Raw genomic sequence first — 26,710 nt, forward strand, 5'->3', positions numbered from 1 at the left:
CAGCCTTTGAGCGCAGCCGCCAGAATCAGCGCCTTCATCTCGGACACTGCCGACTTGAAGCCCACGAACAACGCATGCGCCACCAGCGCATGGCCGATGTTCAATTCGTTAATGCCCTTGATCGCTGCCACGGCTTCGACGTTGTGATAATGCAGACCATGCCCGGCATTGACGATCAGGCCCTGCGCCAGACCAAACGCCACGCCGTCCGCCACGCGCTTCAATTCCTCAGCAACTTCGGTCGGGGTCTCGGCATCAGCGTAACGCCCGGTGTGCAGCTCGATGGCCGGCGCACCAACGCGCTTCGAAGCAGCGATCTGGCGTTCGTCAGCATCGATGAACAGCGACACTTCGCTGCCGATCTTCGACAGACGCTCGACCGCTGCCCTGATGCGTTCTTCCTGCCCCGCTACATCCAGACCGCCTTCAGTGGTCAGCTCCTGACGGGTTTCCGGCACCAGGCAGATGTGCGCCGGACGGATGCGCTCGGCGAACGCCATCATTTCTTCGGTGACGCCCATTTCAAAGTTCATGCGAGTCTGCAGCACATCCTTGAGCAGCAACACGTCGCGCTCCTGAATGTGCCGACGGTCTTCACGCAGGTGCACGGTGATGCCATCGGCGCCCGCCTCTTCCGCGTCCAGCGCTGCCTTGACCGGATCCGGGTAGCGAGTGCCACGGGCCTGACGCAGGGTGGCGACGTGGTCGATGTTCACGCCAAGAAGAATGCGATTGCTGGTGGTCACGGATGCGCTCCTGAAGGGAAAGATTCGGCGCACAGCATATCAGGGCTTGCGAAATAGCTCGCGGCTGACGAGGGGGCGACCGCCCAAGTGAACGGCCAGTGCCTGACGCATCAGACGTTTGGCCGCCGACAGTGCACCGGGCGCGGTCCAGTCGGCTTCGGCCATGGCCAGCAGTTCGGTGCCGTTGAACAGCCCCGGCTGCAACAGGAAGACGCGTTCCAGCCCGGCATCCACTTGCAGGCGATAGAGGCCATCCGCAGCCACTGGCTCGCCGTGGATGTCAGTGTTCATCGAGAAGCCGTAACCGAGATCGTCCAGCAGGCGCCATTCGAAGGAGCGCAACAACGGCTCCAGCGGGCGCCCTTCGGCCAGGGCCAGCAGGGTTGCAGCGTAGTGATCGAACACCGCCGGGTGCGGATCTTCGGCGGGCAGCAGGCGGATCAGCAGCTCATTGAGATAGAGGCCGCTGAACAGCGCCTCACCGACCATCCAAGTCGCGTTGCCGGCGCTTTCCATGCGCCCGACATTCTTCAGCTCACCCTTGCCACGAAACTCGACTTCCAGCGGCACGAACGGTCGCGCCAATGTCCCGGCCTTGCCCCGCGCACTGCGCAACACCGCCCGCAGCCGACCTTGCGGCGTGAGGAAATCGACCAGCGCGCTGGTTTCGCGGTAGGCGCGCGAATGCAGGACGTAGGCGGGTTGGGCGGGAGGTGGGTTTGAAGACATGGAACTCTCATGGATAAAACGCGGTTTTATATTCACCCAAAAACCACTGTGGGAGCGAGCTTGCTCGCGAATGCAGGGTGTCAGTCAACAAATATGTCGTCTGGCACTACGCCTTCGCGAGCAAGCTCGCTCCCACAGGTTTTTTCGGTGTTGCGACAACCGCGTAATTACAGGTCGCCGTAACCCAGCGAACGCAGAGCACGCTCGTCGTCGGACCAGCCGCCCTTCACCTTGACCCACAGGTTGAGCATGATCTTGGCGTCGAACAGCAACTCCATGTCCTTGCGCGCTTCGGTGCCGATGCGTTTGATGCGCTCGCCCTTGTCGCCAATGATGATCTTCTTCTGGCCGTCACGCTCAACGAGGATCAGCGCATGGATGTGCAGGGTCTTGCCCTGCTGCTTGAACTCTTCGATCTCGACGGTGATCTGGTACGGCAGCTCGGCACCCATCTGGCGCATGATTTTCTCGCGCACCAGTTCGGCGGCAAGGAAACGGCTGCTGCGGTCGGTGATCTGGTCTTCCGGGAAGAAATGATCGTTCTCCGGCAAGTGATCGGCGATGACCTTTTCCAGGGCGTCGAGGTTGTGCCCTTGCTGCGCGGAAATCGGGATGATCTGTGCGTTCGGCAGCTGTTCCTGCAACCACGACAGGTGCGGCATCAGCTCGGCCTTGTCTTCGATGCGGTCGGTCTTGTTCAGCGCGACGATCAGCGGGCCGGTCACGTACTGCACGCGCTCCAGGACCATCTGGTCTTCTTCGGTCCACTTGGTGCGGTCAACCACGAAGATCACCACGTCGACGTCTTTCAACGCCGCCGAGGCGGTTTTGTTCATGTAGCGGTTCAGAGCCTTTTCGCCACCCTTGTGCATGCCGGGGGTGTCGACGTAGATCGCCTGCACGTCACCTTCGGTCTTGATCCCTAGCATGTTGTGGCGGGTGGTCTGCGGCTTGCGCGAGGTGATCGCGAGCTTCTGGCCGAGGATGTGGTTGAGCAACGTCGACTTGCCGACGTTGGGACGGCCGACGATGGCAACGTAGCCACAGCGAGTTGCGTTTGTATCAGTCATTGCCATTCTCCACGCCCAGGGCAATCAGTGCTGCGGCGGCCGCTACCTGTTCGGCAATACGACGGCTCACACCCTGACCTCGGCTTTTTTCATTCAATAAGACCACTTCGCACTCGACGAAGAAGGTACGGCAGTGCGGCTCACCCTGGATGTCCACCACTTCATAGCGTGGCAGTTCACAACCGCGCGATTGCAGGTGTTCCTGCAGACGGGTCTTGGGATCCTTGTTGGTGTCGACCAGCGTCAGGCCTTCGAACTCACCGGCCAGCCAGGCCAGCACGCGCTCGCGAGCGACGTCCATGCCAGCATCCAGGTAGATCGCGCCGATCAGCGCTTCGAGGGCGTCGGCCAGAATCGATTCGCGACGGAAACCACCGCTTTTCAGTTCGCCCGAACCCAGACGCAGGTAGTCGCCCAGATCGAAACCACGAGCCAGCACGGCCAGTGTCTCACCCTTCACCAGACGTGCGCGCAAACGCGACAACTGGCCTTCGCGAGCCAGCGGGAAGCGATCGAACAGCGCCTCGCCGGCGACGAAGTTGAGGATGGCATCGCCAAGGAATTCCAGGCGTTCGTTGTTACGCCCGGCAAAGCTGCGGTGCGTGAGGGCCAGCAGCATCAGCTCCTGATCCTTGAAGGTGTAACCGAGCTGGCGCTCGAGACGGCTTAGAGAAACGCTCACGGTTTACCCACGCTGAGTTCGTGGCTGGATTCCACTGCCATCGCCGGGGTACGGCGCAGGCCTGGGACAAATAACGCTGTGTTCAAAAATGACGTCCTGAATATCGTGGCTTCATGCCCTGGTGCCGATTTGTGTCGACGCCAGAAATGCATTCGGCGCTGTGGTCAACAGCGCCGTGATTGATTACTTGATCAGGCCAACCCGCGAGAAATTCGGCAGGTGGCTGAGTTTCGGTTCCGGCCAGCTCATCCAGACAGCGAAGGCTTTGCCGACGATATTCTGGTCGGGAACCATGCCCAGCAGATCCTTGGGAATGTTCGGATCATCCCAATAGCGACTGTCGTTGGAGTTGTCGCGGTTGTCGCCCATCATGAAGTAGTGCCCGGCCGGCACGGTCCAGGTATGGTCCGGCGTCGCGCGGTAGCGGCTCATTTCCTTGCGGATCAGGTGCTCGGCGGCGCCGAGTTTTTCCTTGTAGAGTTCCGCGCTGCCCAGCGTGCCCGGCTCGGAGCCGACCAGTTGCTCGGCAATCGACTCGCCATTGACGAACAGACGCTTGTCGGCGGTGTAACGCACCGTGTCGCCCGGCACGCCGACTACACGTTTGATGTAGTTGACGTTCGGGTCGCTCGGGTAGCGGAACACCATCACATCGCCACGCTGTGGATCACCGACTTCGATGATTTTCTTGTCGATCACCGGCAGACGGATCCCGTAAGAAAACTTGTTCACCAGAATGAAGTCGCCGACATCCAGCGTCGGTTTCATCGAGCCGGACGGAATCTGGAACGGTTCTACCAGGAACGAACGCAGCACCAGCACGATGAACAGCACCGGAAAGAACGACTTGCCGTATTCGACCAGCAACGGCTCTTTGTTCAGCTTCTCGACCACCACGGGCTCGGGCTGGCTGACACTGCCTTGATAAGAGGCAATCGCAGCACGCCGGCGCGGCGCCAGGAACAGCAGATCGAGCAACGCCAACAGGCCGCAGACGAACACGGCGATGACCAGCAACAGCGGGAAATTTAGTGACATAGGACCTGACTATTCCAACCTGAGCACGGCGAGGAAGGCTTCTTGTGGAATTTCCACGTTGCCGACCTGCTTCATGCGTTTCTTACCGGCCTTTTGCTTTTCAAGCAGCTTTTTCTTACGGCTTACGTCACCGCCGTAGCATTTGGCCAATACGTTCTTTCTGAGTGCCTTGACGGTTGTCCGGGCAACGATCTGACCGCCAATGGCCGCCTGGATCGCCACGTCGAACATCTGACGAGGAATCAGTTCTTTCATCTTCTCGGTCAACTGGCGACCTTTGAAGTGCGAATTGTCACGGTGCACGATCAACGCCAGGGCGTCGACCTTGTCACCGTTGATCAGCACGTCCAGTTTCACCAGATTAGCCGATTGGTAACGATCGAAATGGTAATCCAGCGAAGCATAGCCGCGGCTGGTGGATTTGAGACGGTCGAAGAAGTCCAGGACCACTTCGTTCATCGGCAGGTCGTAGGTCACTTGTACCTGATTGCCGAGGAACAGCATGTCGACCTGTACGCCGCGTTTCTCGATGCACAGGGTGATGACGTTGCCCAGGTGTTCCTGCGGAACCAGGATATTGGCTCGCACGATCGGCTCGCGCATGTCTTCAATGGCCGACACATCCGGAAGCTTGGACGGGTTGTCGACGTAAATCGTTTCACCGGTTTTCAGCACCAGCTCGAAAATTACCGTTGGCGCGGTGGTGATCAGGTCCAGGTCGTATTCGCGCTCGAGGCGCTCCTGGATGATCTCCATGTGCAGCATGCCGAGGAACCCGCAACGGAAGCCGAAGCCCAGGGCGTCGGAGCTTTCCGGGGTGTACTGCAGCGAGGAGTCATTCAGGGTCAGTTTCTGCAGCGCTTCGCGGAAGTCCTCGAAGTCGTCGGAACTGACCGGGAACAGACCGGCGTAAACCTGTGGCTGGATGCGTTTGAAGCCGGGCAGCACTTCAACGTCCGGGGTCGAGCTCAGGGTCAGGGTGTCACCGACCGGTGCACCGTGAATGTCCTTGATGCTGGCGATGATGAAGCCCACTTCGCCGGCCTTGAGGTCAGCAGTGGCAGTGTGTTTCGGGTTGAACACACCGACGCTGTCCACCAGGTGGATCTTGCCGGTGGATTTCACCAGGATCTTGTCGCCCTTCTTCACGCGGCCATGACGCACGCGCACCAGGGAAACAACGCCCAGGTAGTTGTCGAACCAGGAGTCGATGATCAACGCTTGCAGCGGATCTTCGATGTTGCCGGTCGGCGCAGGAATGGTCGCGACCAGACGCTCGAGCACTTCGTCGACACCCAGGCCGGTCTTGGCACTGCAGGTGACGGCGTCGGTGGCGTCGATGCCGATGATCTTCTCGATCTCGTCCTTGACGCGGTCGGGCTCGGCCTGTGGCAGGTCGATCTTGTTCAGCACCGGCATGACCTCGAGGCCCTGCTCGATGGCGGTGTAGCAGTTGGCCACGGACTGGGCCTCAACACCCTGACCGGCATCGACCACCAGCAATGCGCCTTCACACGCGGCCAGGGAACGGCTGACTTCGTAGGTGAAGTCGACGTGACCCGGGGTGTCAATGAAGTTCAGCTGGTAGGTGACGCCGTCTTTGGCTTTGTAATAGAGGGTAACGCTGTGGGCCTTGATGGTGATCCCGCGTTCGCGCTCCAGATCCATGGAATCCAGTACCTGGGCTTCCATTTCACGCTCGGCCAGGCCACCGCACATCTGGATGAAACGGTCAGCCAGCGTCGACTTGCCATGGTCAATGTGGGCGATGATGGAGAAATTGCGGATATGACTCAAATCACTCACGGATCAACACTCAAAAAGGCTGCAGGCTTGGCCCGCCGAAAAATAGCCGGGAATTGTACCTGATACACGGCGCAAGCGTCACGTTCGCCTGTCACCCGGATTGCATACGAAAACGCCCCGATCTGTCGACCGAGGCGTTTTCGCGGTTAAAGCATTGGCAACAACGTGGCCATCAACCGGCGCGTCGCAGCAACCAGACACCCGCCAGCGCACAGACCGTGGCCGGCACCAGCACCGCGAACAGCGGCGAGAAGCCAAACACCAGGCTCGACGGGCCGAGCAGATCCTGGACGATGCGGAAGGTGAAGCCCACCAGCACGCCGGTGAACACTCGCTGACCGAGGGTTACCGAGCGCAATGGGCCGAAGATGAAGGAGATCGCCATCAGCACCAGCGCAGCGGTGACCAGCGGCTGCAACACCTTGACCCAAAATGCCAGCCAGTAACGACCGTTGCTCAGGCCTTGATCCGCCAGATAGTGGATATAGCCCCACAGACCGGAAATCGACAGCGACTCAGGCGCCATCACCACCGTGTTGAGCAGTTGCGGGCTCAGCGACACGTCCCACTCCTCGCTCGGCGCATTCACCACTTCGGTGCTGCGCTCGTGGAACACCGTGGTGGTCACGTCGCTGAGCAGCCAGCGCTTGCCGTCGAAATCCGCACGTTTGGCGAAACTGGAGCTCAGCAGGTGGCGCTCTTTGTCGAAGTGATAGCGGGTCACCCCATACAAGAGGCCGTTGGGTTGCACAGCGTTGATATGGATGAACTCCTCACCCTGACGGTGCCACATGCCGTGCTTGGCGCTCTGTGCGTCGCCACTGCCTTGCGCCAGCGAGCGATTGGCCTGGGCCATGCTTTCGGTGGCCGGGGCCACGTACTCGCCGATCAGCACGCCAGCCAGCATCAGCACCAGCATCGGCTTCATGACCGCCCAGACAATGCGCCCGATGGACACACCCGCAGCGCGCATGACCGTCAGCTCGCTGCTGCTGGCCAGACTGCCGAGGCCGATCAGACAGCCGATCAGCGCGGCCATCGGCAGCATTTCATACATTCGACGCGGTGCGGTGAGGAGGACGAAGCTCAGCACATCGGTCAGCGTGTAGGTATCGTTGACGTCGCTCATCTCGTCGATGAAGGCAAACAGGGTCGCCAGGCCCAGAATGATCGCCAGCACGGCGATGATCGCCACGAATACGCTGCTGCCGATGTAGCGGTCGAGTTTAACCACGGGCCACCTCCAGCGCAGCGCTGCGACGGCTGGCCAGCTTCAGGCGCAAGGGTTCCCAGTACAACAGGCCGAGACCGATGACCAGGAAGATCCCGTGCACCCACCACAGGCCAAGGGCCGGTGGAATCTTGCCTTTTTCGAGGGCGCCGCGGGCGGCAATCAGAATGGTCAGGTAAGCCATATAAAGAAGAATCGCCGGCAGCAGCTTCAGGAAACGGCCCTGACGCGGATTGACCCGCGACAACGGCACCGCCATCAGGGTCACGATGAACACCAGCAACGGCAGCGAAAGACGCCATTGCAGTTCAGCCTTGGAACGTTCGTCGTTGTTGCCCAGCAGGGTCGAAGTCGAGATCGCGTCTCGGTCGGTGACCTCGTCGCTGGCATCGGGCTTGGGCAGCAAAACGCCGTAAGTGTCGTATTTGATCGCGCGGTAATCGGCCTGACCCGGGCTGCCGTCATAACGATAGCCGTTGTGCAGGATCAGGTAGCGGTTGCCGTCCGGGTGGATCTCCTGACGACCCTTTTCAGCCACCAGCACGGAAATCCCGCGGTCCTTCTGATTGGCCCCAAGGTTTTTCTGCGAGATGAATACGCCGCCGAGGTTGACGCGGTCATCGGTCAGGCTTTCGGTGTAGGTCACCCGGGTGCCGTCACGCAACTCCTGAAAACGGCCAGGCTCGAGGGTATCGAACTCGGTCAGGGCGTCCTGCTTGTTCAGCAGCAGCTGAAACTGGTTGGCGCCCTGCGGGGCCAGGCTCAAGCTCAGCCACGCGACGACCAGCGCCACCAGGGTTGCCGGGAACAGGGTCATGCGCAGCAGACGCTGCTGACTCATACCGGTGGCCGAGAGCACGGTCATTTCGCTTTCGAGGTACAACCGTCCGTAAGCCAGCAGGATCCCGAGAAACAGGCCCAACGGCAGGATCAACTGCATGAAACCCGGCAGGCGGTAACCCATGATCAGGAACAGCGATCCCGGATCGAGTTGGCCCGCAGCGGCCTGGGCAAGGTATTTGATGAAGCGACCGCTCATGATGATGACCAGCAGCACGGCGCTGACGGCGCTCAGGGTCAACATCACTTCACGGGACAGATAACGGAAGACGATCAAACCAGACACTCCAGGGTTGTCAGGCTAAGGCGGCCAAACAAGCAAACGTTTCGAGCGACCCGCAAGGCAGAGCCGTCGAAAAAAGATGCGGCATTATCCTGTGATTGAGGCCGCCTGTCACTGCGCACACTCACCCAAGCGTAGATTCCGTTGAAGATCGCACAACCGAGGGTTGTCAGGCGCGGTGAGCGAGGTTCAAACTGCCGCCTTCGTCGCAGGCACAGACCTGCGCCTCTTCTATCTATAAGCAGGCGACTGCGGACACCGTCGAACGCCTGCGTGTTGACCATTCATTCAGGGATCCGGACATGGAACTGGTTGTAAAAAGCGTTAGCCCAGAAACGTTGAAAACCGCCACCCTGGTGGTTGCCGTCGGCGAAGGCCGCAAACTCGGCGTTGCCGTCAGACAGGTCGACGAGTTGAGCGGTGGCGCGATCAGCGCCGTGCTCAAGCGTGGCGATCTGGCCGGCAAGGTCGGTCAAAGCCTGCTGCTGCACAGCCTGCCGAACCTCAAGGCCGAGCGCGTGCTGCTGGTCGGCGTGGGCAAGGATGAAGAACTGGGTGACCGTCCGTTCCGCAAAATCGTTGCCGGCATCCTCAACACCCTGAAAGGTCTGGGCGGCAGCGACGCCGTGCTGGCCCTGGACGAGATCATCGTCAAAAATCGCGACAGCTACGGCAAGACCCGCCTGCTGGCGGAAACCCTGGTGGATGGCGAATACACCTTCGATCAGTTCAAGAGCCAGAAAGCCGAACCGCGTGCCCTGAAGAAAATCACCCTGCTGACCATCAAAGCCGCTCAGGCCGAAGTGCAGCGCGCGGTGAACCATGCCACCGCGATCGCCAACGGCATGGCCTTCACCCGTAATCTGGGCAACCTGCCGCCGAACATCTGCCACCCGACCTTCCTTGGCGAACAAGCCAAGAACCTGGGCAAAGAGTTCAAGGATCTGAAAGTCGAAGTCCTCGACGAGAAGAAGATCAAATCACTGGGCATGGGTTCGTTCTACGCCGTCGGTCAGGGCAGCGCCCAGCCACCGCGCCTGATCGTCATGCAATACAACGGTGGCAAGAAGTCCGAGAAGCCTTACGCGCTGGTCGGTAAAGGCATCACTTTCGACACCGGCGGCATCAGCCTCAAGCCGGGCGCCGGCATGGACGAAATGAAGTACGACATGGGCGGCGCGGCCTCCGTGTTCGGTACCCTGCGTGCTGTGCTCGAACTGAAGCTGCCGATCAATCTGGTGTGCATCCTCGCCTGTGCGGAAAACATGCCGAGCGGCACTGCGTCGCGTCCGGGCGACATCGTCACCACCATGAGCGGCCAGACCGTGGAAATCCTCAACACCGACGCCGAAGGCCGTCTGGTGCTGTGCGACGCGCTGACCTACTCCGAGCGCTTCAAGCCGCAAGCGGTGATCGATATCGCCACCCTGACCGGTGCCTGTGTGGTTGCACTCGGTGCACACACGTCTGGCCTGCTGGGCAACAATGACGAACTGATCGAGCAACTGCTCAGTGCCGGCAAGGCCGCTGACGACCGTGCCTGGCAACTGCCGCTGTTCGACGAATACCAGGAGCAACTGGACAGCCCGTTCGCCGACATCGCCAACATTGGCGGACCGAAGGCCGGCACCATCACCGCCGCGTGCTTCCTGTCGCGCTTCACCAAGAACCTCAACTGGGCGCACCTGGACATCGCCGGCACCGCATGGACCAGCGGCGGCAAGGACAAAGGCGCCACTGGCCGTCCGGTTCCGCTGCTGACCCAATACCTGCTGGACCGCGCCAAAGCCTGAAACCGATGAACCTGGGCGGCGTCACTCTATGGTGACGCCGTTCCAGGCTCAGGAACCGCAATGACCAAAGTCGACTTCTACATCCTGCCCAGCGCCGACCCTTCGGCTCGCCTGGACTTTGCCTGCAAGCTCACCGAAAAAGCCTGGCGTATGGGCCATCGCATCTACCTGCATTGCAGCGATGCTGCTCAGCGTGATGATCTCGATGCGCGCCTGTGGGCGTTCAAGGGTGAAACGTTCGTGCCGCACGGCCCTGCCGAGAGCGAGCCGGATGGTTTGATCGTGCTGGGACTGAGCGCAGACTGCGGCGAGCATCAGGATCTGCTGGTCAACCTCGACCTGAAAATCCCGGCCTTCGCCAGCAAATTCGCCCGCGTGGCGGAAGTGGTGGTGGAAGATCCGACGATTCGCGCGGCGGCACGGGAGAGTTTCCGTTTCTACCGCGAACAGGGCTATCCTCTGCAAGATCACCGTTTACAGCGACTCTGAGTACGCCGATGGACACTCCAAAACCGCTGCAAAAGCCTGCGCACCTGCTGGACGATCTCGAATCGATCCGCCAGTTGCTCGGCGATGACAACCTGCAACCGCCGCTGCTGACCGACACGGTCGATGACGGTGAACAGGAACAGATTCCGATGCTGTTCGAGGCCGTCGACGCCACGCCGCCGACCATCGAACCGCCACCTGCTCCGGCTCCGGCACCCGCTGCCGCACCTGTGGATAAAGGCCCGGACGCGCTGCTGCACCTGGACAGCGAACTGCGCGCCGCCGCGCAGTTGATCATGCAGGACGTGATCGACGACTTCGCACCGCACATCGAAACCGAAATCAAACGCCGCCTCGAGGCGCGGATGGAACGGCTCCTCAGCCAGTACGAATAACCCGGCCCCCGGTATTTTGTGGCGTGGGAGCTTGCTCCCGCTGGGGTGCGAAGCGCCCCCAAAACCATCCAACAGTGTTTTGTCCGCGAAGCCTGCGTGGCAGTGTTTACGACTGCTGCGCAGCCGAGCGAGAGCAAGCTCCCTCGCCACAGAGTTCGCGACCACATTTAGAGCTCCATCCGGCCCGCCCCGCTCGCCCTCGGCCCCATGCCCCGCTATACTTCCCGGCTTTTCCTGAATAAATGCCAATAGGGTCCCGCCGCGCATGGATAAGACCTACCAGCCGCACGCCATTGAAACTTCCTGGTACAACACCTGGGAGTCCGAGAACTATTTCGCACCGCAAGGCGCGGGCGATTCCTACACCATCATGATCCCGCCGCCGAACGTCACCGGCAGCCTGCACATGGGTCACGGTTTCAACAACGCGATCATGGACGCCCTGATCCGTTTCCGCCGCATGCAGGGTCGCAACACCCTGTGGCAGCCGGGCACCGACCACGCAGGTATCGCCACGCAGATGCTGGTGGAGCGTCAACTGGAAGCCACCGGGCAGAACCGCCACGACCTGGGCCGCGAGAAATTCCTCGAGAAAGTCTGGGAGTGGAAGGATCAGTCCGGCGGCAACATCAGCCGTCAGATCCGCCGCCTCGGCTCGTCCGTGGACTGGAGCCGCGAGCGCTTCACCATGGACGACGGTCTCTCGGAAGCGGTCAAGGAAGCCTTCGTACGCCTGCACGAAGACGGTCTTATCTACCGCGGCAAGCGTCTGGTCAACTGGGACACCAAGCTGCACACGGCGATTTCCGACCTCGAAGTGGAAAACCACGACGAAAAAGGTTTCCTGTGGAACCTCAAGTACCCGCTGGCCGACGGCGCGAAAACCGCTGAAGGTAACGATTTCCTGATCGTCGCGACCACCCGTCCGGAAACCATGCTCGGCGACTCCGCCGTCGCGGTTAACCCGAACGACGAACGCTACAAAGCCCTGATCGGCAAATTCGTCGAGCTGCCACTGGTTGGCCGCCGCATCCCGATCATCGCCGACGATTACTGCGATCCTGAATTCGGCACCGGCTGCGTGAAGATCACCCCGGCCCACGATTTCAACGACTACGAAGTCGGCAAGCGCCACAACCTGCCGCTGCTGAACATCTTCGACAAGAACGCCAACGTGCTGCCCGCAGCCCAGGTGTTCAACCTTGACGGCACGTTGAACCACAGCATCGACGGCAAGATCCCGGCCGAGTACGCCGGTCTCGAGCGTTTCGAAGCGCGCAAGCAGATCGTCGCTGCGTTCGACGCCGCCGGCCTGCTGGTCAGCGTCGACGATCACAACCTGAAAGTGCCGAAAGGCGACCGTTCCGGCACCGTGATCGAGCCGTGGCTGACCGACCAGTGGTACGTGTCGACCAAGCCTCTGGCCGAGCCGGCGATTGCCGCCGTTGAAGACGGCCGCATCCAGTTCGTGCCGAAGCAATACGAAAACATGTACTTCTCGTGGATGCGCGACATCCAGGACTGGTGCATCAGCCGTCAGCTGTGGTGGGGCCACCGGATTCCGGCCTGGTACGACGAGGCGGGCAAGGTCTACGTCGGTCGCGACGAAGCCGAAGTGCGTGCCAAGCACAACCTCGGCCCGGACGTTGCGCTGCAACAGGACAACGACGTGCTCGACACCTGGTTCAGCTCGGGTCTGTGGACGTTCTCCACTCTGGGTTGGCCGGAAAAGACCGAGTTCCTGAAGAAATTCCACTCCACCGACGTGCTGGTCACCGGTTTCGACATCATTTTCTTCTGGGTTGCCCGGATGATCATGCTGACGATGCACCTGATCAAGAACGAGGACGGCACCCCGCAAGTACCGTTCAAGACCGTTTACGTGCACGGCCTGGTGCGTGATGGCCAGGGCCAGAAGATGTCCAAGTCCAAGGGCAACGTCCTGGACCCGCTGGACATCATCGACGGTATCGAGCTGGAAGCCCTGGTGCAGAAACGCACCTCCGGCATGATGCAGCCGAAACTGGCGAAGAAGATCGAGAAGCAGACCCGCGACGAGTTCGCCGACGGCATCGCCAGCTACGGCACCGACGCCCTGCGCTTCACCTTCTGCTCGCTGGCGTCCACCGGTCGCGACATCAAGTTCGACATGGGCCGCGTCGAAGGCTATCGCAACTTCTGCAACAAGATCTGGAACGCCGCGCGTTATGTTCTGGACAAGGGCGAAGACTGCGGCCAGAACGGCGAAGCCTACGAGCTGTCGCTGGCGGATCGCTGGATCATCTCGCAACTGCAGCGCACCGAAGCCGAAGTGACCCGTCAACTGGATCAGTTCCGTTTCGACCTCGCCGCGCAAGCGCTGTACGAGTTCATCTGGAACCAGTACTGCGACTGGTACCTGGAACTGTCCAAGCCAGTGCTGTGGGACGAAAACGCGCCGGTCGAGCGTCAGCGCGGCACCCGTCGCACGCTGGTGCGCGTGCTGGAAGTGGCACTGCGTCTGGCGCACCCGTTCATGCCGTTCATCACTGAAGAAATCTGGCAGCGCATCGCGCCGCTGGCCGGTATTCAGGGCAAGACGATCATGCTGCAGCCTTGGCCAGTGGCCAACGAAGAGCGCATCGATCCGGCCGCCGAAGACGACATCGAATGGCTCAAAGGCCTGATGCTCGGCACGCGCAACATTCGTGGCGAGATGAACATCGGCCCGGGCAAACCGCTGCCGATCTACCTGAAGAACGTCAGCGCTGAAGACCAGCGTCGTCTGACCGAGAACGAAGCGCTGCTGAAGAAGCTGGCGCGTCTGGAATCGATCACCGTGCTGGCCGCTGGCGAAGAAGCACCACTGTCCGCCACCGCGCTGGTTGGCGAGATGGAAGTGCTGGTGCCGATGGCCGGCCTGATCGACAAGGGCGCCGAGCTGGCGCGTCTGGACAAGGAAATCCTGCGTCTGCAAGGTGAAGTCCAGCGAGTTGGCGGCAAGCTGTCGAACGCCGGTTTCGTTGACAAGGCGCCGGCCGAAGTCATCGAGAAGGAACGCGCCAAACTGGCCGAGGCTGAACAGGCCTTGGGCAAACTGGCCGAGCAACATGCGCGGATTTCCAGCCTGTAAGGGCAAGCCGCAATGAAAAAGGGAGGCCAAGTGGCCTCCCTTTTTTATTCCAGAACACCAATCCCCTGTAGGAGCTGCCGAAGGCTGCGATCTTTTGACTTTGATTTTTTTAAAAACAAGATCAAAAGATCGCAGCCTTCGGCAGCTCCTACATGCGTTCGGCGCATGACTCATCAATGTGGGACAATACCCGCCACTTTCAGCCATACCCGAATCGATCACACCCATGAACGCCCCCCGCACCCCCAAACCTGCGCGCAAGAAACCTGATGCCGCGACCCCGGCCAAAGCCGTCGAGCCGCGTGAAAAGGCCAGCCTGCACCCGCGCAATCGCCACCAGGGTCGCTACGACTTCCCGGCGCTGATCAAGACCACGCCGGAACTGGCGAAGTTCGTGATCACCAACCCGTACGGCAAGGAAAGCATCGACTTCGCCAGCCCCGACGCGGTGCGCGTGTTCAACCGGGCGCTGCTCAAGGCGTTCTATGGCATCGAGCATTGGGACATCCCGGCCGATTACCTCTGCCCACCGGTACCGGGCCGTGCCGATTACGTGCACTTTCTTGCGGACCTGCTGGCCAGCATGAACGACGGCAAGGTGCCGCGCGGTGCAATCGTCAACGTGCTGGACATCGGCATGGGCGCCAACTGCGTTTATCCGCTGATCGGCAATAGCGAATACCGCTGGCACTTCCTCGGCTCGGAAATCGACCCGACCGCCGTGGCTGCCGCCCGAGCCATCGTCCAGTCCAACGGCCTGAACAAGGTGATCCAGCTGCGCCAGCAGGAAAACCGCAAACACATCCTGATTGGCCTGCTGGAACCGGGTGAGCGCTTTGACCTGACCATGTGCAACCCGCCGTTCCACGCCTCGATGGAGGAGGCAACCAAGGGCAGCGAGCGCAAATGGCGCGCACTGGGCAAGGCTGATCCGAAACGCAAACTGCCGGTGCTGAACTTCGGTGGTCAGTCTGCCGAGCTGTGGTGTGAAGGTGGTGAAGCGCGTTTCGTGACCCAACTGATCGCCGAGAGCGCGAACTTCCAGCACAAGGTGCTGTGGTTCAGCACCCTGGTCTCGAAAGCCTCGAACCTGCCGGCCATCGAAACCGCCCTGAAAAAGGCCGGCGTGCTGGAAAGCCAGGTGGTGGAGATGTCGCAGGGGCAGAAACAGAGCCGCTTCGTGGCGTGGACCTTCCAGACCAAGTCCGAGCAGCAGATCTGGCGTCGCGAGCGCTGGGTCCGCTAAACATTGCATCGCCGGACACAAATCAATTGTGGGAGCGAGCTTGCTCCGGGCGGCGCTCCGACGAATGCGGCGCATCAGTCAATTCGACTTTGACTGACACACTGCTTTCGCGAGCAAGCTCGCTCCCACAAAGGTTTGCGGAGTTCAGGAGTCAGTCGCCAAATCGCAGGCACAAAAAAACCGTGCCCGGATCGCTCCGGTGCACGGTTTTTTTATCGCTGCGTCTTACTTGTTCACAGCGTCGGTCAGGCCTTTGGCCACAACCAGCTTGATCACTTTCTTGGCAGGGATTTCGATGGCAGCGCCAGTCGAAGGGTTACGGCCAGTGCGGGCAGGACGCTCGGTCACTTTCAGCTTGCCGATACCTGGCAAGGTGATTTCGCCGCCGTTTTCCAGCTGATCGGCAACGATTTGGCCCAGTTGGTCCAGAGCGTTACGCGCGGTGGTTTTCGGCGCGTCGATAGCTTCAGCGATGTCGGCGATCAGTTGGTCTTTAGTAAGAGCCATGTAGTGTTCCTTCCCTATCAAATTCATATGGATTGCAGAGTGCAGTGTCAGCCATCGAGCCCGATCTTCTGGATCTGGCACCCTCGGCGATAACCACGACGAGTCGGGTTATAGATACCGAAATCAGGGTTTGGTTCGACCTGACAAATGCTGATTGCACGCTTAACGCAGTGACTTCGCGTAAGACCGGGCAAAACTAGCACAGAGACGGGGAAATATCCGCCTCTAGCTACCCATTTGGTCAGGTTTATTGCTCTAAATCGGTAAAAAACTGCATAAGGGCGGCCACCCGCCCCGGATTTGCCCTTCACCCCGCGCCAAAACCAGTGGTTGCGGTACACTGGGCGCTTTTTCGGGGGAGCCCGCCCTCCTCCCTTCCACCAGCCGAGAAGCCCATGCCGATCCGTCATTGCATCGTCCACCTGATCGACAAAAAACCCGACGGCACGCCCGCAGTTCTGCACGCCCGTGACTCCGAACTGGCTGAGTCCGCGGCCATCGAGAACATGCTTGCCGACCTCAACGAGAGCTACAACGCCAAGCAAGGCAAAGCCTGGGGCCTGTTCCATCCGGAATCCGGCGCGTTTCCGTTCAGCGGCTGGCTGAAGGAATACATGGAAGGCGGCAAGGACTTCGCCGCGTTCAGCAAGGTTGCGGTCGAGCATCTGCAGAAACTGATGGAAGAGTCGAACCTGTCGGTCGGCGGCCACGTGCTGTTCGCCCACTATCAGCAAGGCATGACCGACTACCTGGCGATTGCCCTGCTGCACCACAGCGAAGGCGTGGCGGTGACCGATGAGCTGGACGTCACCCCGTCGCGTCACCTCGACCTCGGCCAACTGCACCTGGCGGCGCGGATCAACGTCTCCGAGTGGCAGAACAACAAGCAGTCCAAGCAATACATCTCGTTCATCAAGGGCAAGAACGGCAAGAAGGTTTCGGAGTACTTCCGCGACTTCATCGGCTGCCAGGAAGGCGTCGACGGCCCGGGCGAGACCCGCACCCTGCTCAAGGCCTTCAGCGACTTCGTCGAGAGCGAAGACCTGCCGGAAGATTCCGCCCGCGAGAAAACCAAGACTCTGGTCGATTACGCCAGCAGTCAGGCCAAGCTCGGCGAGCCAATGGGCCTGGAAGAGCTGTCGGAGCTGATCGACGAAGAACGGCCGAAAGCCTTCTACGATCACATCCGCAACAAGGACTACGGTCTGTCGCCGGAAATTCCGGCGGACAAACGCACCCTCAACCAGTTCCGCCGCTTCACCGGCCGCGCCGAAGGCCTGTCAATCAGCTTTGAAGCGCACCTGCTGGGTTCGAAGATCGAATACGACGAAGAGGCCGGCACCCTGATCATCAAGGGCCTGCCGACCTCGCTCACCGATCAGCTCAAGCGCCGCAACTGATGCTGGGCAATGTGCTGAAGAAGGTTGCGCTGGTTCTGCTGGTGGTGGTGATCTATCAGAACTGGGGCAAGATCGAGCGGGTGTTCAACCCGTCGCAGGTGGTCTCTGAGCAGACGCGGGCGCAGGCCCGTGTCGTGCTGTATGCCACCGACTGGTGCGGCTACTGCAAGCAGACCAAGCGCTTTCTCGACAGCAAGGGGATTCCTTTCAAGGAATTCGACATCGATAAGGACGCCGAGGCGCGCAAGGCGTATGAGGCGCTGGGTGGACGCGGGATTCCGCTGATCGACGTGAATGGCACGTTGATTCGCGGGTTTGACCCGGACGAGATCCTCGCTGCCCTGAAATAACACACACCTGTGGCGAGGGAGCTTGCTCCCGCTGGGCTGCGGAGCGGCCCGCGCTTTTCAGGGGGAGCGCGCGTTCGCATGTTTTGCGACTGCTGCGCAGTCGAGCGGGAGCAAGCTCCCTCGCCACAGGGTCGGTCGCTGTTACTTGGCTTCGATGCGGAAACCAAAGCGCGGGAAGTGCACGTGCACCACGCCACCACGCGGGTCTTCGCGGCGCAGGATCAGCTCTTCGCGGCCAGCAAACAGCAACTCGCCTTCCACCGGATCCACCCCGTAGTCGATGGCAGCAATCGCCACCTGCTGCCCGGCCTTGAACCCGTTCGGATCGACAAATCGCTCATCCGGCAGCGCCGCCGGCGTCGAGGTGCGCGCCACTTCCAGCGCCGCTTCGGCGGTCATTTCGCTCGCGGCGCCATGGCCAAAGCCCAGCACACGCCCAAGCCAGGCCGTCACGGCCGGATATTCATCGACCAACGGCGCAGTGACGTGCGTCGCCTTGAGGAACCACAGCGGATGCGCCAAGGCGAAGTCGGCAATCGATGGCTCACCGAACAGGAAGTCGCCCTGCTCGCGCTGCAACTGCTGCTCCAGGCGCGCCATGATCGTTGGCCATTGGTGTTTGGCCTGTTCGGCCGGCAACCGCGTGGCGCTGCCACCACTGAACAGACCGGCACGGTCAGCGATAAACGCCTTGATCGCCTCCGGCGGCAACTTGCCGAAACGTACCGCCACCGATTCCGGCTGGAACACCAGGCTGACCGCATGCTGGAACACCACCGAATCGGCCCATGCCGCGAAGCTGGCGCTGGTCATTTCCTGACCTTCCGGGAAAAACGCCGGCAGGGCTTTTTCCTGCTCCAGACGACGGGCGATCAACGAGGTGTCGCAATAGATGTCCGCGCCGATCTGCAACACTGGAGTCTTGCGGTAGCCGCCAGTCAGCGCGGTCAGATCCGGCTTGGGCATCACCGGCGAGATGTGCACCGAGCGCCAGGACAAGCCTTTGAAGCCCAACAGGAGGCGAGCCTTTTCGGCAAATGGAGAGGTCGGGTAATGATGCAGAATCAACTCGGACATGCTCGGCTCCGCCGCACAGAAAGTGAATCGGCAGCTTAGCGTGCATTTGATTAGCAGCCTACAGATCTGGCTGATGGGAACCGATCAGTCAGATTGATAAGACGCCACCAGACATTCCTTGGCGCTCTTGCGCAGCTTCTTGATCAAGCGTTCCTGGCGCAACGCATCGCTCTTGTCGCGGCAACGTTCGGTGTAGACCAGCGCCATCGCCGGGCTGGACAGGAAGAACCGCGCGCCCTTGCCGCTTTGATGCTTGGCGAAGCGGCGCACCGGGTCGTCGCTGATCCCGCAGTACAGCGAGCCATTGGCCGCGCGCACGAGGTAGACGAACCAGGACTTGCTCACGGGTTCGACAACATCAACCGTTTTTTCGCTGAGGCTGGTCACTTCGGGATCTGGACGTGTAGGAAACAGGCCGCGATCTTATCAGCGACCGGCCTGAAATGCCTTCAGCCCTTTCAGCGCCTGCGCCCGGACGGCGTTGCGTACCAGCGGTGTCCAGCCCAGCAGCAAGCCCTTGAAACCCAACGCCTGACGCGACCAGCGCCACAGGTCGAAATGGTCGTGGTGCTCGCAGATCTTGCCGTCACGAAAGACGAAGCGCGCCTGGATATCGTTGATCACCACGTTGCCGGTCTGGCTGAACAGGTAAGTGGCCACCCAGTGAGCGCCGCCGCTGCGCTCGTCAGCACGGACATTGTCGAAGGTCAGGGAAAAGTCCTTGGCGCGAGTGGTGAGCATGCGCCACATGTCGCCGGCATCGCGCCCGCGCAGTTCACCGAAGGCCGGATCGCTGAACACCACATCGTCGGTATAGCACGCGGCCATGGCCTCGGCGTCGAGGCGCTGGAAGGCTTGGTAGAAGCGGGTGATCAGGGCGGCGTGGGCTTCGCTCATGGGCAAACTCCGGGGAATGGACAGATTGCCAGCACGATAAGCTGCAAATCGCAGAAACACTATCGGCATTCGCAAAGCGAATACCACGCAAGATTTAAAGCACCGCAAAAACTGTGGGAGCGAGCCTGCTCGCGAAGAGGCCGGCACATTAAACACGATCTGTGCCTGAACCACTGTATTCGCGAGCAGGCTCGCTCCCACATGGGATATCACTGGCCCCACAAAAGGGTTACGCGTCAGATCTTTTCGCTTTGCACTTGCACGTACAGTGCCCGGCCGGCACCAAGGCCGGCAATGATCGCACCGGTGCCGATGATGCCGAAAATCCAGCCTACGGCATTCCAGCCGCCAGTCCAGTCATGCACCACGCCGACGGCGAACGGCCCCATCGACGCCAAGGTGTAGCCGAAGCCCTGGGACATGCTCGACAGGTTCGCCGCCACGTGCGAATCCCGCGAGCGCAGCACGATCAGGGTCAGCGCCAGACTGAACGTACCGCCCTGCCCCAGCCCCAACAGAATCGCCCAGCCCCACAGCCCTTCAATCGGCGCGTACAGGCAACCGAACAGACCGCCGAGGGTCAGCGCCATCACCACCACGATCGCCAGGCGCTGATCCTTGCCCCGGGTCGCCAGCCACGGTGCCGCGAGGGAGCTGGCGAGCTGAATGATCACCGAACCGGACAGCACCAGGCCGGCCTGGGTCGGAGTCAGGCCACGACCGATCAGGATCGACGGCAACCAGCCGAACACGATGTACGCCAGCGAGGATTGCAGGCCCATGTACAACGTCACTTGCCAGGCCAGCGGATCGCGCAGCAGCCCACGCACCCGATAGGCGACGTGGTGTGCGCCGTGTTTCTGCCCGACTTGCGGCAGCCAGAACAGCGCTGCCACCAGCGCCGGGATCACCCAGAAACCCAGGCCCAGCGCCCAGCTGTGGTCGAAGTGTTCGCTCAATGGCACGGTGGAACCCGCTGCCATTGCCGCGCCCAGGCACAGGGCCATGGTGTAGACGCCGGTCATGGTTCCGGCGTGTTTGGCGAAGTCGCGTTTGACAATGCCCGGCAGCAATACACCGATGATGCCGATGCTCGCGCCACCCAGCACACTGCCGGCGAACAGCCCGATCTCACCGAAGTTGCTGCGCACAATGATTCCGGCGGCCAGGGTCAGCAGAATCCCCAGCACCACCCGTTCGGCGCCGAAACGCCGCGCCAGAATCGGCGCCAGCGGCGCGAACAGTCCCAGGCACAACACCGGCAACGTGGTCAGCAAACCGGCCTTAGCCGCAGACAGACCAAGGCTTTTCGACACTTCGCTGAGCAGCGGCGCCATGCTCGACAGCGCCGGGCGCAGGTTCAGTGCCACCAGAATCAGCCCCAGCAGCAACAGCCACGGCCGGCGCACCAGTGGATGGCTTTGCTGTACTTGTTCGTCGTCAGCCTCGGCGTCGATCAGCAGCTCTTCGAGCTCCGCCGTGCGCTTGGGGGTTGAAAAGTTTTTCTCGCTTTCAAGGTTCATTGATCAACTGCCTCGATATGGCTTTGGCCCGTTCCGGGTCGCGTTGTTCGACCGCATCGAGCAACTCGATGTGCAGGTCGAATACTTCCTGACGGCGCGGGACGATGTTCAGCGTCTGGCGCAATTGCGCGCCGACGATGCTGGAGAAATAGCGATACAGCTCGCTGAGGGTCGGGTTGTGCGCGGCGTCCACCAGACGGCGATGGAACACCAGATCGCAGGCAATGTAAGTGTCGAGATCGCCGTGGTAGTGGCTGCCGCTGGTGCCGAGCGCTTCGCGCAATGCGGCGAGATCTTCATCGGTGCGGCGCAACGCGGCCAAGCCAATCGCCTCGACTTCGAGGATGTGCCGGGTCTCGCGCGCCTGCTCCAGCGAGCAACGGGACAATGCCTTGAGCGTGTCCATCGGATCGACCACTGCGCGCAAATAACTGCCATCGCCCTGCCGGATTTCGATCAACCCGGAAAACGCCAGCACGCGCATGGCTTCACGCACGGTGTTGCGGCTGATGCCCAGCTCGGCGCACAGCTCAGGCTCGGTCGGCAGCCGTTCGCCGACCTGCCACACGCCATCGGTGATGCGTTGGCGCAGTTGATCCAAGGCCTGATCGACCAGGGATCGCTTGATCAAAGGTGAGATGTCTGTCATGAAATTCGCCCTTTCATCCAATCATAGGATGAATTTTCTGACATCTTAGTCAGATGCTCCAGTTCACACAACCCCGGGTAGGAGCTGCCGCAGGCTGCGATCTTTTGATCTTGTGCTTAACGATCAACGTCAAAAGATCGCAGCCTGCGGCAGCTCCTACAGGGGAAAATGAAAATCGCAGGCAAAAGAAAACCCGGCACAGGGCCGGGTTTGTCTGGTGCATCAACCTGAATCAATGCAGGATCTGGCTCAGGAACAGTTTGGTGCGGTCATTCTGCGGGTTGTCGAAGAAGTCGTTCGGCGCCGCCTGTTCGACGATTTCACCCTTGTCCATGAAGATCACCCGGTTGGCCACGGTGCGGGCGAAGCCCATTTCGTGGGTCACGCAGAGCATGGTCATGCCGTCCTCGGCGAGACCGATCATGGTGTCCAGCACCTCTTTCACCATCTCCGGGTCGAGTGCCGAAGTCGGTTCGTCGAACAGCATGATTTTCGGTTTCATGCACAGCGCGCGGGCAATCGCCACACGCTGTTGCTGACCGCCGGACAGTTGCCCCGGGAATTTATGCGCCTGCTCCGGAATGCGTACGCGCTCCAGGTAATGCATGGCGATTTCTTCGGCCTTGCGCTTGGGCATCTTGCGCACCCACATCGGCGCCAGCGTGCAGTTCTGCAGGATGGTCAGGTGTGGGAACAGGTTGAAGTGCTGGAACACCATGCCGACTTCGCGGCGGATCGCTTCGATCTGCTTGAGGTCGTTGGTCAGCTCCACGCCATCAACCACGATGCGGCCCTGCTGGTGTTCTTCCAGGCGATTGAGGCAGCGGATGGTGGTCGACTTGCCGGAGCCCGACGGACCGCACAGAACAATACGCTCGCCCTGCTTGACGTTGAGGTTGATGTCTTTCAGCACGTGGAACTGGCCGTACCACTTGTTCACGCCCTGCATCTGGATAATGCCTTCAGGGCCCACAGGCTTTTTGATTGCTTCGCTCATTTACAGAGAACTCCTAACGCTTGTGGCCAGTGTCGAGCTTGCGTTCCAGATGCATGGAATAGCGCGACATACCAAAACAGAAAATCCAGAACACCAGGGCGGCGAACACGTAGCCTTCGGTGGCCATGCCCAGCCATTTCGGATCGGCAGCGGCTTGCTTGACGCTGTTGAGCAGGTCGAACAGGCCGATGATGATCACAAGGCTGGTGTCCTTGAACAGCGCAATGAAGGTGTTGACGATGCCCGGGATCACCAGCTTCAGGGCTTGCGGCAGAATCACCAGACCCATGGCGCGCCAGTAACCGAGGCCCATCGCCGCAGCCGCTTCGTACTGACCTTTGGGGATCGCTTGCAGACCACCGCGCACTACTTCGGCGACGTAGGCCGACTGGAACAGAATCACCCCGATCAGCGCCCGGAGCAGCTTGTCGAAGTTCATGCCTTCGGGCAGGAACAGCGGCAGCATCACCGAGGACATGAACAGCACCGTGATCAACGGCACGCCGCGCCAGAACTCGATGAACGTCACGCAGACCACGCGAATCGCCGGCATGTTCGAGCGACGGCCCAGTGCCAGAATGATCCCCAGCGGCAAGGCGCCGGCGATACCGACGGTGGCGATGACCAGGGTCAGCATCAGGCCGCCCCACTGGCTGGTTGCCACAGCATCGAGGCCGAACACGCCGCCATGCAGCAGGCACCAGGCGACGATCGGGTAGATCACCAGGAAACTCAGGCCGTACACCGCTTTACGCGGGAAGCGCGAGATGAACAGCGGCGCCACGCCGAGCACTGCCAGCCAAACAGTGAGGTCTACACGCCAGCGCAGTTCCACCGGGTAGTAGCCGTACATGAACTGGCCGAAACGCTGCTGAATGAACACCCAGCAGGCGCCGTCCTTGGTGCAGTCGGCGCGGGTGGTGCCGACCCAGTTGGCGTCGAGGATCGCCCAGCTGAGGATCGGCGGCACGACGAGATAAATCAGGTAAAACGCAAACAGGGTCAGCAGAGTGTTGAGCCAGCTGGAGAACATGTTGGCGCGTATCCACGCCATCGGGCCGAAAACCTTGGCCGGCGGTGGCATGTCGGGTTTGAAAGTATGGGTTGTCATGCGCTATTCCTCACCGCTCGATCAGCGCAATGCGCTTGTTGTACCAGTTCATCAGCAGGGAAATGCTGATACTGATCGCCAGGTACACGCTCATGGTGATGGCAATGACTTCGATCGCCTGACCGGTCTGGTTGAGCACGGTGCCGGCGAACAGCGAAACCATTTCCGGATAACCGATACCGGCGGCCAGCGACGAGTTCTTCGCCAGGTTCAGGTATTGGCTGGTCAGCGGCGGAATGATGACCCGCAGGGCTTGCGGAATGATCACCTTGCGCAGGGTCGGGCCGTTGCGCAAGCCGAGCGAACGCGCCGCTTCGGTCTGGCCATGGCTGACCGACTTGATCCCGGAACGAACGATTTCCGCGATGAATGCTGCGGTGTACACGGTCAACGCCAGGGTCAACGCCAGCAGTTCCGGGATCAGCACCCAGCCACCAACGAAGTTGAAGCCCTTGAGTTGCGGCATTTCCCAGTGCAGCGGGGCACCGAAGATCAGCGCGCACAAGGTCGGGATCACCAGCAGGATCGCCAGGCCGGTCCAGAACTTGTGGAATGGTTCGCCGGTGTCTTCGAATCGCTTGTTGGCCCAGCGGCACATCAGCACGATGGCGACGATGGCCAGCACCACGCTGATGAAGAATGCCCAGAAGCCGTCAGCCATTTGCGCGGCCGGCATGTTCAGGCCCCGGCTGCTGACAAAGAAGGTGTCACCGAAGTTGTGGCTGTTACGCGGTCCCGGCATGGTCAGGAACACCGCGAAGTACCAGAACAGGATCTGCAGCAGCGGCGGAATGTTGCGGAACACTTCCACATACACGGTCGCCAGTTTGCTGATGATCCAGTTCGGCGACAGCCGCGCCACACCGATGATGAAGCCCAGCAGGGTCGCCAGGATCACACCGATGAAGGTCACCAACAGCGTGTTGAGCAGGCCGATCACGAACACCCGAGCGTAACTGTCCGCTTCGGTGTAGGAGATCAGGTGCTGAGCGATGCCGAACCCGGCACTGCGCTCGAGAAAGTCGAAACCGGAGGTGATGCCCCGGTGTTGAAGGTTGGTCTGGGTGTTGTCGAACAGATACCAGCCCATGGCGACCACCGCCACGACGGTGATGATCTGAAACAGCCACGCACGCACTCGCGGATCGCTGAGGCTGAACCTCTGCTTTGGTGCGCCGATTGAATTTTGCATGAAGTGCCCCGGAAAAAATGGAACAGAACATCACCCGGCGGTTGGCCCGCCGGGTGATAGAACCATTAGCGCACTGGTGGTGCGTACTGAATGCCGCCGTTGGTCCACAGCGCGTTCAGGCCACGGTCGATTTCCAGCGGAGTGCTCTTGCCGAGGTTTTTCTCGAAGATTTCACCGTAGTTACCGACCTGCGAAACGATTTTCACAACCCAGTCCTTCGGCAGTTTCAAGTCCTTGCCGTATTCACCGTCAGCACCCAGCAGTCGAGCGACGTCCGGGTTCTTGGTGGATTTGGCTTCTTCCAGCACGTTTTTCGAAGTCACGCCGGCTTCTTCAGTGTTCAGCAGCGCGTAGCCAACCCAGCGAACAATCGCCAGCCACTCGTCGTCGCCATTACGCACGACCGGGCCCAGTGGTTCTTTGGAGATGGTTTCCGGCAGCACCACGTAGTCTTTCGGCGACGCTAGTTTGCTGCGCTGTGCGTACAGCTGCGACTTGTCGGAGGTCAGCACGTCGCAACGACCGGATTCCAGCGACTTGGCGCTTTCATCGGAGGTGTCGAAGGTGATCGGGGTGTATTTCAGGCCGTTGGCGCGGAAGTAGTCGGAGACGTTCAGTTCGGTGGTGGTACCGGCCTGGATGCAGATGGTTGCACCGTCCAGTTCCTTGGCACTTTTCACGCCCAGCTTGTTGTTGGCCAAGAAGCCCACACCGTCGTAGTAAGTGATGAAGCCCGGGAATTTCAGGCCCATACCGGCGTCACGCGAGCTGGTCATGGTGGTGTTGCGCGAGAGCAGGTCGATTTCGCCGGACTGCAGCGCGGTGAAGCGCTCCTTGGCGTTCAACTGGCTGAACTTGACCTTGTTGGCGTCGCCGAATACGGCAGCGGCCACAGCGCGGCAAACGTCAGCGTCGATCCCGAGAATCTTGCCCGAGGCGTCCGGCACCGAGAAACCCGGCAGGCCGTCGCTCACGCCGCATTGCACGAAACCTTTCTTCTGCACGGCATCCAGGGTTGCACCCGCCTGAGCGAACCCGCTGACGCCGAGTACTGCTGCAGCAGTCACGACCGCCAGAGTGGATTTCAACATCTTCATTCAAACCTCCAGTTTTGCTCTTGTTGTGTCGGAGCTTGAGTCCAGTCGCACCCTTTTGAGGCGTTGTTGACCCGTGTTGGCTTTTTTTGGGGTCAACCGACGTAAGACCTTCGCTATGAGTCTAGTAGGAGAAAATCCACATCATGGACAACTCACTTCTCACCAGTCGGCCGAACGGGCTGTAGCCCTTTCACGTTCGCGTTGCCCGTAGCGGCCATTGGCGAACATCCATCACCGGATTCTTTGCAATCCCTTCGCACGACGTACACTGATAGTGTTACCGCCACACGCGAGATCGGTTGCACGCTTAGAGCCATAGCAAAGCCCGTACCACACCGCCTGCTGAAGCGATTGCGCGACAGGTCAATAGCAAAACTTGTAGCCTTGCGACATCTTCTTAACGGATCGACCGGGCGCGCACCTCAATCACGCACTTAATGAGAGCGCCCG

Annotated in this window: 25 protein-coding genes; 7 read left to right on the forward strand and 18 right to left on the reverse strand. The window is 60.6% G+C overall.

What is annotated here, in order from left to right; all coding sequences use genetic code 11:
• The 8 genes from pdxJ to lptF all read right to left on the reverse strand — a co-directional run.
• The coding region (gene pdxJ / locus OC71_RS04220; RefSeq protein ID WP_065118207.1) for a pyridoxine 5'-phosphate synthase at positions 1 to 746 on the reverse strand (746 nt) is incomplete at its 3' end.
• A 39-nt stretch (positions 747 to 785) separates the two neighbouring features.
• Positions 786 to 1,475: a DNA repair protein RecO gene (gene recO / locus OC71_RS04225; protein WP_041064726.1), complete on the reverse strand. Its 690-nt coding sequence runs from the start codon at positions 1,473 to 1,475 to the stop codon at positions 786 to 788.
• Between the two features lie 167 nt (positions 1,476 to 1,642).
• Positions 1,643 to 2,545 carry a GTPase Era gene (gene era / locus OC71_RS04230; protein WP_041064729.1) on the reverse strand — a complete coding sequence of 301 codons (903 nt, stop codon included), beginning with the start codon at positions 2,543 to 2,545 and terminating at the stop codon, positions 1,643 to 1,645.
• Complete coding sequence (gene rnc / locus OC71_RS04235) at positions 2,538 to 3,227, reverse strand: ribonuclease III (RefSeq protein WP_024011703.1); 690 nt, start codon at positions 3,225 to 3,227, stop codon at positions 2,538 to 2,540. Before rnc ends, era begins: the two co-directional genes overlap by 8 nt.
• A 183-nt stretch (positions 3,228 to 3,410) precedes the next feature.
• Positions 3,411 to 4,265 (reverse strand): signal peptidase I, encoded by an 855-nt coding sequence (gene lepB, locus OC71_RS04240; protein ID WP_041064734.1) that lies wholly within the window; start codon positions 4,263 to 4,265, stop codon positions 3,411 to 3,413.
• A 9-nt stretch (positions 4,266 to 4,274) separates the two neighbouring features.
• Positions 4,275 to 6,071: a translation elongation factor 4 gene (lepA, locus tag OC71_RS04245; protein WP_041064736.1), complete on the reverse strand. Its 1,797-nt coding sequence runs from the start codon at positions 6,069 to 6,071 to the stop codon at positions 4,275 to 4,277.
• A gap of 172 nt (positions 6,072 to 6,243) precedes the next feature.
• Complete coding sequence (gene lptG, locus OC71_RS04250) at positions 6,244 to 7,305, reverse strand: LPS export ABC transporter permease LptG (RefSeq protein ID WP_041064739.1); 1,062 nt, start codon at positions 7,303 to 7,305, stop codon at positions 6,244 to 6,246.
• A complete protein-coding gene (gene lptF, locus OC71_RS04255) occupies positions 7,298 to 8,419 on the reverse strand; it encodes an LPS export ABC transporter permease LptF (protein WP_041064742.1) in 1,122 nt (373 codons plus the stop codon). Before lptF ends, lptG begins: the two co-directional genes overlap by 8 nt.
• Before the next feature lie 308 nt (positions 8,420 to 8,727).
• Here lptF and OC71_RS04260 point away from each other — a divergent pair, with 308 nt between their 5' ends.
• From OC71_RS04260 to rlmF, 5 genes are all read left to right on the forward strand, one after another.
• Entirely contained in the window at positions 8,728 to 10,218 is a 1,491-nt protein-coding gene (locus OC71_RS04260; protein ID WP_041064745.1) for a leucyl aminopeptidase, read from the forward strand.
• Positions 10,219 to 10,278: 60 nt separating this feature from the next.
• Positions 10,279 to 10,707 carry a DNA polymerase III subunit chi gene (locus tag OC71_RS04265; protein WP_041064748.1) on the forward strand — a complete coding sequence of 143 codons (429 nt, stop codon included), beginning with the start codon at positions 10,279 to 10,281 and terminating at the stop codon, positions 10,705 to 10,707.
• A gap of 8 nt (positions 10,708 to 10,715) precedes the next feature.
• Positions 10,716 to 11,102 carry a hypothetical protein gene (locus OC71_RS04270; RefSeq protein WP_041064751.1) on the forward strand — a complete coding sequence of 129 codons (387 nt, stop codon included), beginning with the start codon at positions 10,716 to 10,718 and terminating at the stop codon, positions 11,100 to 11,102.
• A gap of 265 nt (positions 11,103 to 11,367) precedes the next feature.
• Positions 11,368 to 14,214 (forward strand): valine--tRNA ligase, encoded by a 2,847-nt coding sequence (locus tag OC71_RS04275; protein WP_041064754.1) that lies wholly within the window; start codon positions 11,368 to 11,370, stop codon positions 14,212 to 14,214.
• A 226-nt stretch (positions 14,215 to 14,440) separates the two neighbouring features.
• Positions 14,441 to 15,460: a 23S rRNA (adenine(1618)-N(6))-methyltransferase RlmF gene (gene rlmF, locus OC71_RS04280; RefSeq protein ID WP_041064757.1), complete on the forward strand. Its 1,020-nt coding sequence runs from the start codon at positions 14,441 to 14,443 to the stop codon at positions 15,458 to 15,460.
• 225 nt (positions 15,461 to 15,685) lie between these two features.
• Here the strand turns inward: rlmF and OC71_RS04285 are convergent, their stop codons facing one another.
• The gene (locus OC71_RS04285; RefSeq protein WP_003221909.1) at positions 15,686 to 15,967 is read right to left on the reverse strand and encodes an HU family DNA-binding protein; all 282 of its coding nucleotides are present in this window, start codon (positions 15,965 to 15,967) and stop codon (positions 15,686 to 15,688) included.
• Between the two features lie 395 nt (positions 15,968 to 16,362).
• On the opposite strand from OC71_RS04285, the gene yejK reads away from it, so the two are divergent.
• Together yejK and OC71_RS04295 are read left to right on the forward strand one after the other, a co-directional pair.
• On the forward strand, positions 16,363 to 17,367 hold the full coding sequence (gene yejK / locus OC71_RS04290) for a nucleoid-associated protein YejK (RefSeq protein ID WP_027610948.1): 1,005 nt from the start codon (positions 16,363 to 16,365) through the stop codon (positions 17,365 to 17,367).
• Positions 17,367 to 17,717, forward strand: a complete 351-nt coding sequence (locus OC71_RS04295; RefSeq protein WP_041064764.1) for a glutaredoxin family protein — start codon at positions 17,367 to 17,369, stop codon at positions 17,715 to 17,717. The genes yejK and OC71_RS04295 overlap by 1 nt, the downstream gene beginning before the upstream one ends.
• Positions 17,718 to 17,858: 141 nt before the next feature.
• Here OC71_RS04295 and OC71_RS04300 read toward each other — a convergent pair whose 3' ends face one another.
• From OC71_RS04300 to OC71_RS04340, 9 genes are all read right to left on the reverse strand, one after another.
• Positions 17,859 to 18,794 carry a glutathione S-transferase family protein gene (locus OC71_RS04300; RefSeq protein WP_041064767.1) on the reverse strand — a complete coding sequence of 312 codons (936 nt, stop codon included), beginning with the start codon at positions 18,792 to 18,794 and terminating at the stop codon, positions 17,859 to 17,861.
• A gap of 84 nt (positions 18,795 to 18,878) precedes the next feature.
• Positions 18,879 to 19,181, reverse strand: coding sequence for a GIY-YIG nuclease family protein (locus OC71_RS04305; protein ID WP_041064772.1), 303 nt, complete (start codon positions 19,179 to 19,181; stop codon positions 18,879 to 18,881).
• A 39-nt stretch (positions 19,182 to 19,220) separates the two neighbouring features.
• Complete coding sequence (locus OC71_RS04310; protein ID WP_003221901.1) at positions 19,221 to 19,691, reverse strand: nuclear transport factor 2 family protein; 471 nt, start codon at positions 19,689 to 19,691, stop codon at positions 19,221 to 19,223.
• A gap of 236 nt (positions 19,692 to 19,927) precedes the next feature.
• The gene (locus OC71_RS04315; RefSeq protein WP_041064775.1) at positions 19,928 to 21,214 is read right to left on the reverse strand and encodes a CynX/NimT family MFS transporter; all 1,287 of its coding nucleotides are present in this window, start codon (positions 21,212 to 21,214) and stop codon (positions 19,928 to 19,930) included.
• Positions 21,204 to 21,863, reverse strand: a complete 660-nt coding sequence (locus OC71_RS04320; protein ID WP_041064777.1) for a FadR/GntR family transcriptional regulator — start codon at positions 21,861 to 21,863, stop codon at positions 21,204 to 21,206. The genes OC71_RS04315 and OC71_RS04320 overlap by 11 nt, the downstream gene beginning before the upstream one ends.
• Before the next feature lie 232 nt (positions 21,864 to 22,095).
• The gene (locus OC71_RS04325; RefSeq protein WP_003221897.1) at positions 22,096 to 22,860 is read right to left on the reverse strand and encodes an amino acid ABC transporter ATP-binding protein; all 765 of its coding nucleotides are present in this window, start codon (positions 22,858 to 22,860) and stop codon (positions 22,096 to 22,098) included.
• 13 nt (positions 22,861 to 22,873) lie between these two features.
• Positions 22,874 to 23,971 (reverse strand): amino acid ABC transporter permease, encoded by a 1,098-nt coding sequence (locus OC71_RS04330; RefSeq protein ID WP_041064780.1) that lies wholly within the window; start codon positions 23,969 to 23,971, stop codon positions 22,874 to 22,876.
• 10 nt (positions 23,972 to 23,981) lie between these two features.
• Positions 23,982 to 25,163 carry an amino acid ABC transporter permease gene (locus OC71_RS04335; RefSeq protein ID WP_041064783.1) on the reverse strand — a complete coding sequence of 394 codons (1,182 nt, stop codon included), beginning with the start codon at positions 25,161 to 25,163 and terminating at the stop codon, positions 23,982 to 23,984.
• A gap of 65 nt (positions 25,164 to 25,228) precedes the next feature.
• On the reverse strand, positions 25,229 to 26,260 hold the full coding sequence (locus OC71_RS04340) for an amino acid ABC transporter substrate-binding protein (RefSeq protein ID WP_007965188.1): 1,032 nt from the start codon (positions 26,258 to 26,260) through the stop codon (positions 25,229 to 25,231).
• Between the last annotated feature and the right edge of the window lie 450 nt (positions 26,261 to 26,710).

It is taken from the genome of Pseudomonas sp. W15Feb9B (assembly GCF_000828175.1).
Classification (GTDB): Bacteria; Pseudomonadota; Gammaproteobacteria; order Pseudomonadales; family Pseudomonadaceae; genus Aquipseudomonas; species Aquipseudomonas parakoreensis.

What these genes read in the sequence shown, in the direction of transcription:
- recO (WP_041064726.1), bottom strand. Translation starts at nt 1,475, where the DNA reads ATGTCTTCAAACCCACCTCCCGCCCAACCCGCCTACGTCCTGCATTCG.
- era (WP_041064729.1), bottom strand. Translation starts at nt 2,545, where the DNA reads ATGACTGATACAAACGCAACTCGCTGTGGCTACGTTGCCATCGTCGGC.
- lepB (WP_041064734.1), bottom strand. Translation starts at nt 4,265, where the DNA reads ATGTCACTAAATTTCCCGCTGTTGCTGGTCATCGCCGTGTTCGTCTGC.
- OC71_RS04260 (WP_041064745.1), top strand. Translation starts at nt 8,728, where the DNA reads ATGGAACTGGTTGTAAAAAGCGTTAGCCCAGAAACGTTGAAAACCGCC.
- OC71_RS04265 (WP_041064748.1), top strand. Translation starts at nt 10,279, where the DNA reads ATGACCAAAGTCGACTTCTACATCCTGCCCAGCGCCGACCCTTCGGCT.
- OC71_RS04270 (WP_041064751.1), top strand. Translation starts at nt 10,716, where the DNA reads ATGGACACTCCAAAACCGCTGCAAAAGCCTGCGCACCTGCTGGACGAT.
- OC71_RS04275 (WP_041064754.1), top strand. Translation starts at nt 11,368, where the DNA reads ATGGATAAGACCTACCAGCCGCACGCCATTGAAACTTCCTGGTACAAC.
- rlmF (WP_041064757.1), top strand. Translation starts at nt 14,441, where the DNA reads ATGAACGCCCCCCGCACCCCCAAACCTGCGCGCAAGAAACCTGATGCC.
- OC71_RS04285 (WP_003221909.1), bottom strand. Translation starts at nt 15,967, where the DNA reads ATGGCTCTTACTAAAGACCAACTGATCGCCGACATCGCTGAAGCTATC.
- yejK (WP_027610948.1), top strand. Translation starts at nt 16,363, where the DNA reads ATGCCGATCCGTCATTGCATCGTCCACCTGATCGACAAAAAACCCGAC.
- OC71_RS04295 (WP_041064764.1), top strand. Translation starts at nt 17,367, where the DNA reads ATGCTGGGCAATGTGCTGAAGAAGGTTGCGCTGGTTCTGCTGGTGGTG.
- OC71_RS04300 (WP_041064767.1), bottom strand. Translation starts at nt 18,794, where the DNA reads ATGTCCGAGTTGATTCTGCATCATTACCCGACCTCTCCATTTGCCGAA.
- OC71_RS04310 (WP_003221901.1), bottom strand. Translation starts at nt 19,691, where the DNA reads ATGAGCGAAGCCCACGCCGCCCTGATCACCCGCTTCTACCAAGCCTTC.
- OC71_RS04315 (WP_041064775.1), bottom strand. Translation starts at nt 21,214, where the DNA reads ATGAACCTTGAAAGCGAGAAAAACTTTTCAACCCCCAAGCGCACGGCG.
- OC71_RS04320 (WP_041064777.1), bottom strand. Translation starts at nt 21,863, where the DNA reads ATGACAGACATCTCACCTTTGATCAAGCGATCCCTGGTCGATCAGGCC.
- OC71_RS04325 (WP_003221897.1), bottom strand. Translation starts at nt 22,860, where the DNA reads ATGAGCGAAGCAATCAAAAAGCCTGTGGGCCCTGAAGGCATTATCCAG.
- OC71_RS04330 (WP_041064780.1), bottom strand. Translation starts at nt 23,971, where the DNA reads ATGACAACCCATACTTTCAAACCCGACATGCCACCGCCGGCCAAGGTT.
- OC71_RS04335 (WP_041064783.1), bottom strand. Translation starts at nt 25,163, where the DNA reads ATGCAAAATTCAATCGGCGCACCAAAGCAGAGGTTCAGCCTCAGCGAT.
- OC71_RS04340 (WP_007965188.1), bottom strand. Translation starts at nt 26,260, where the DNA reads ATGAAGATGTTGAAATCCACTCTGGCGGTCGTGACTGCTGCAGCAGTA.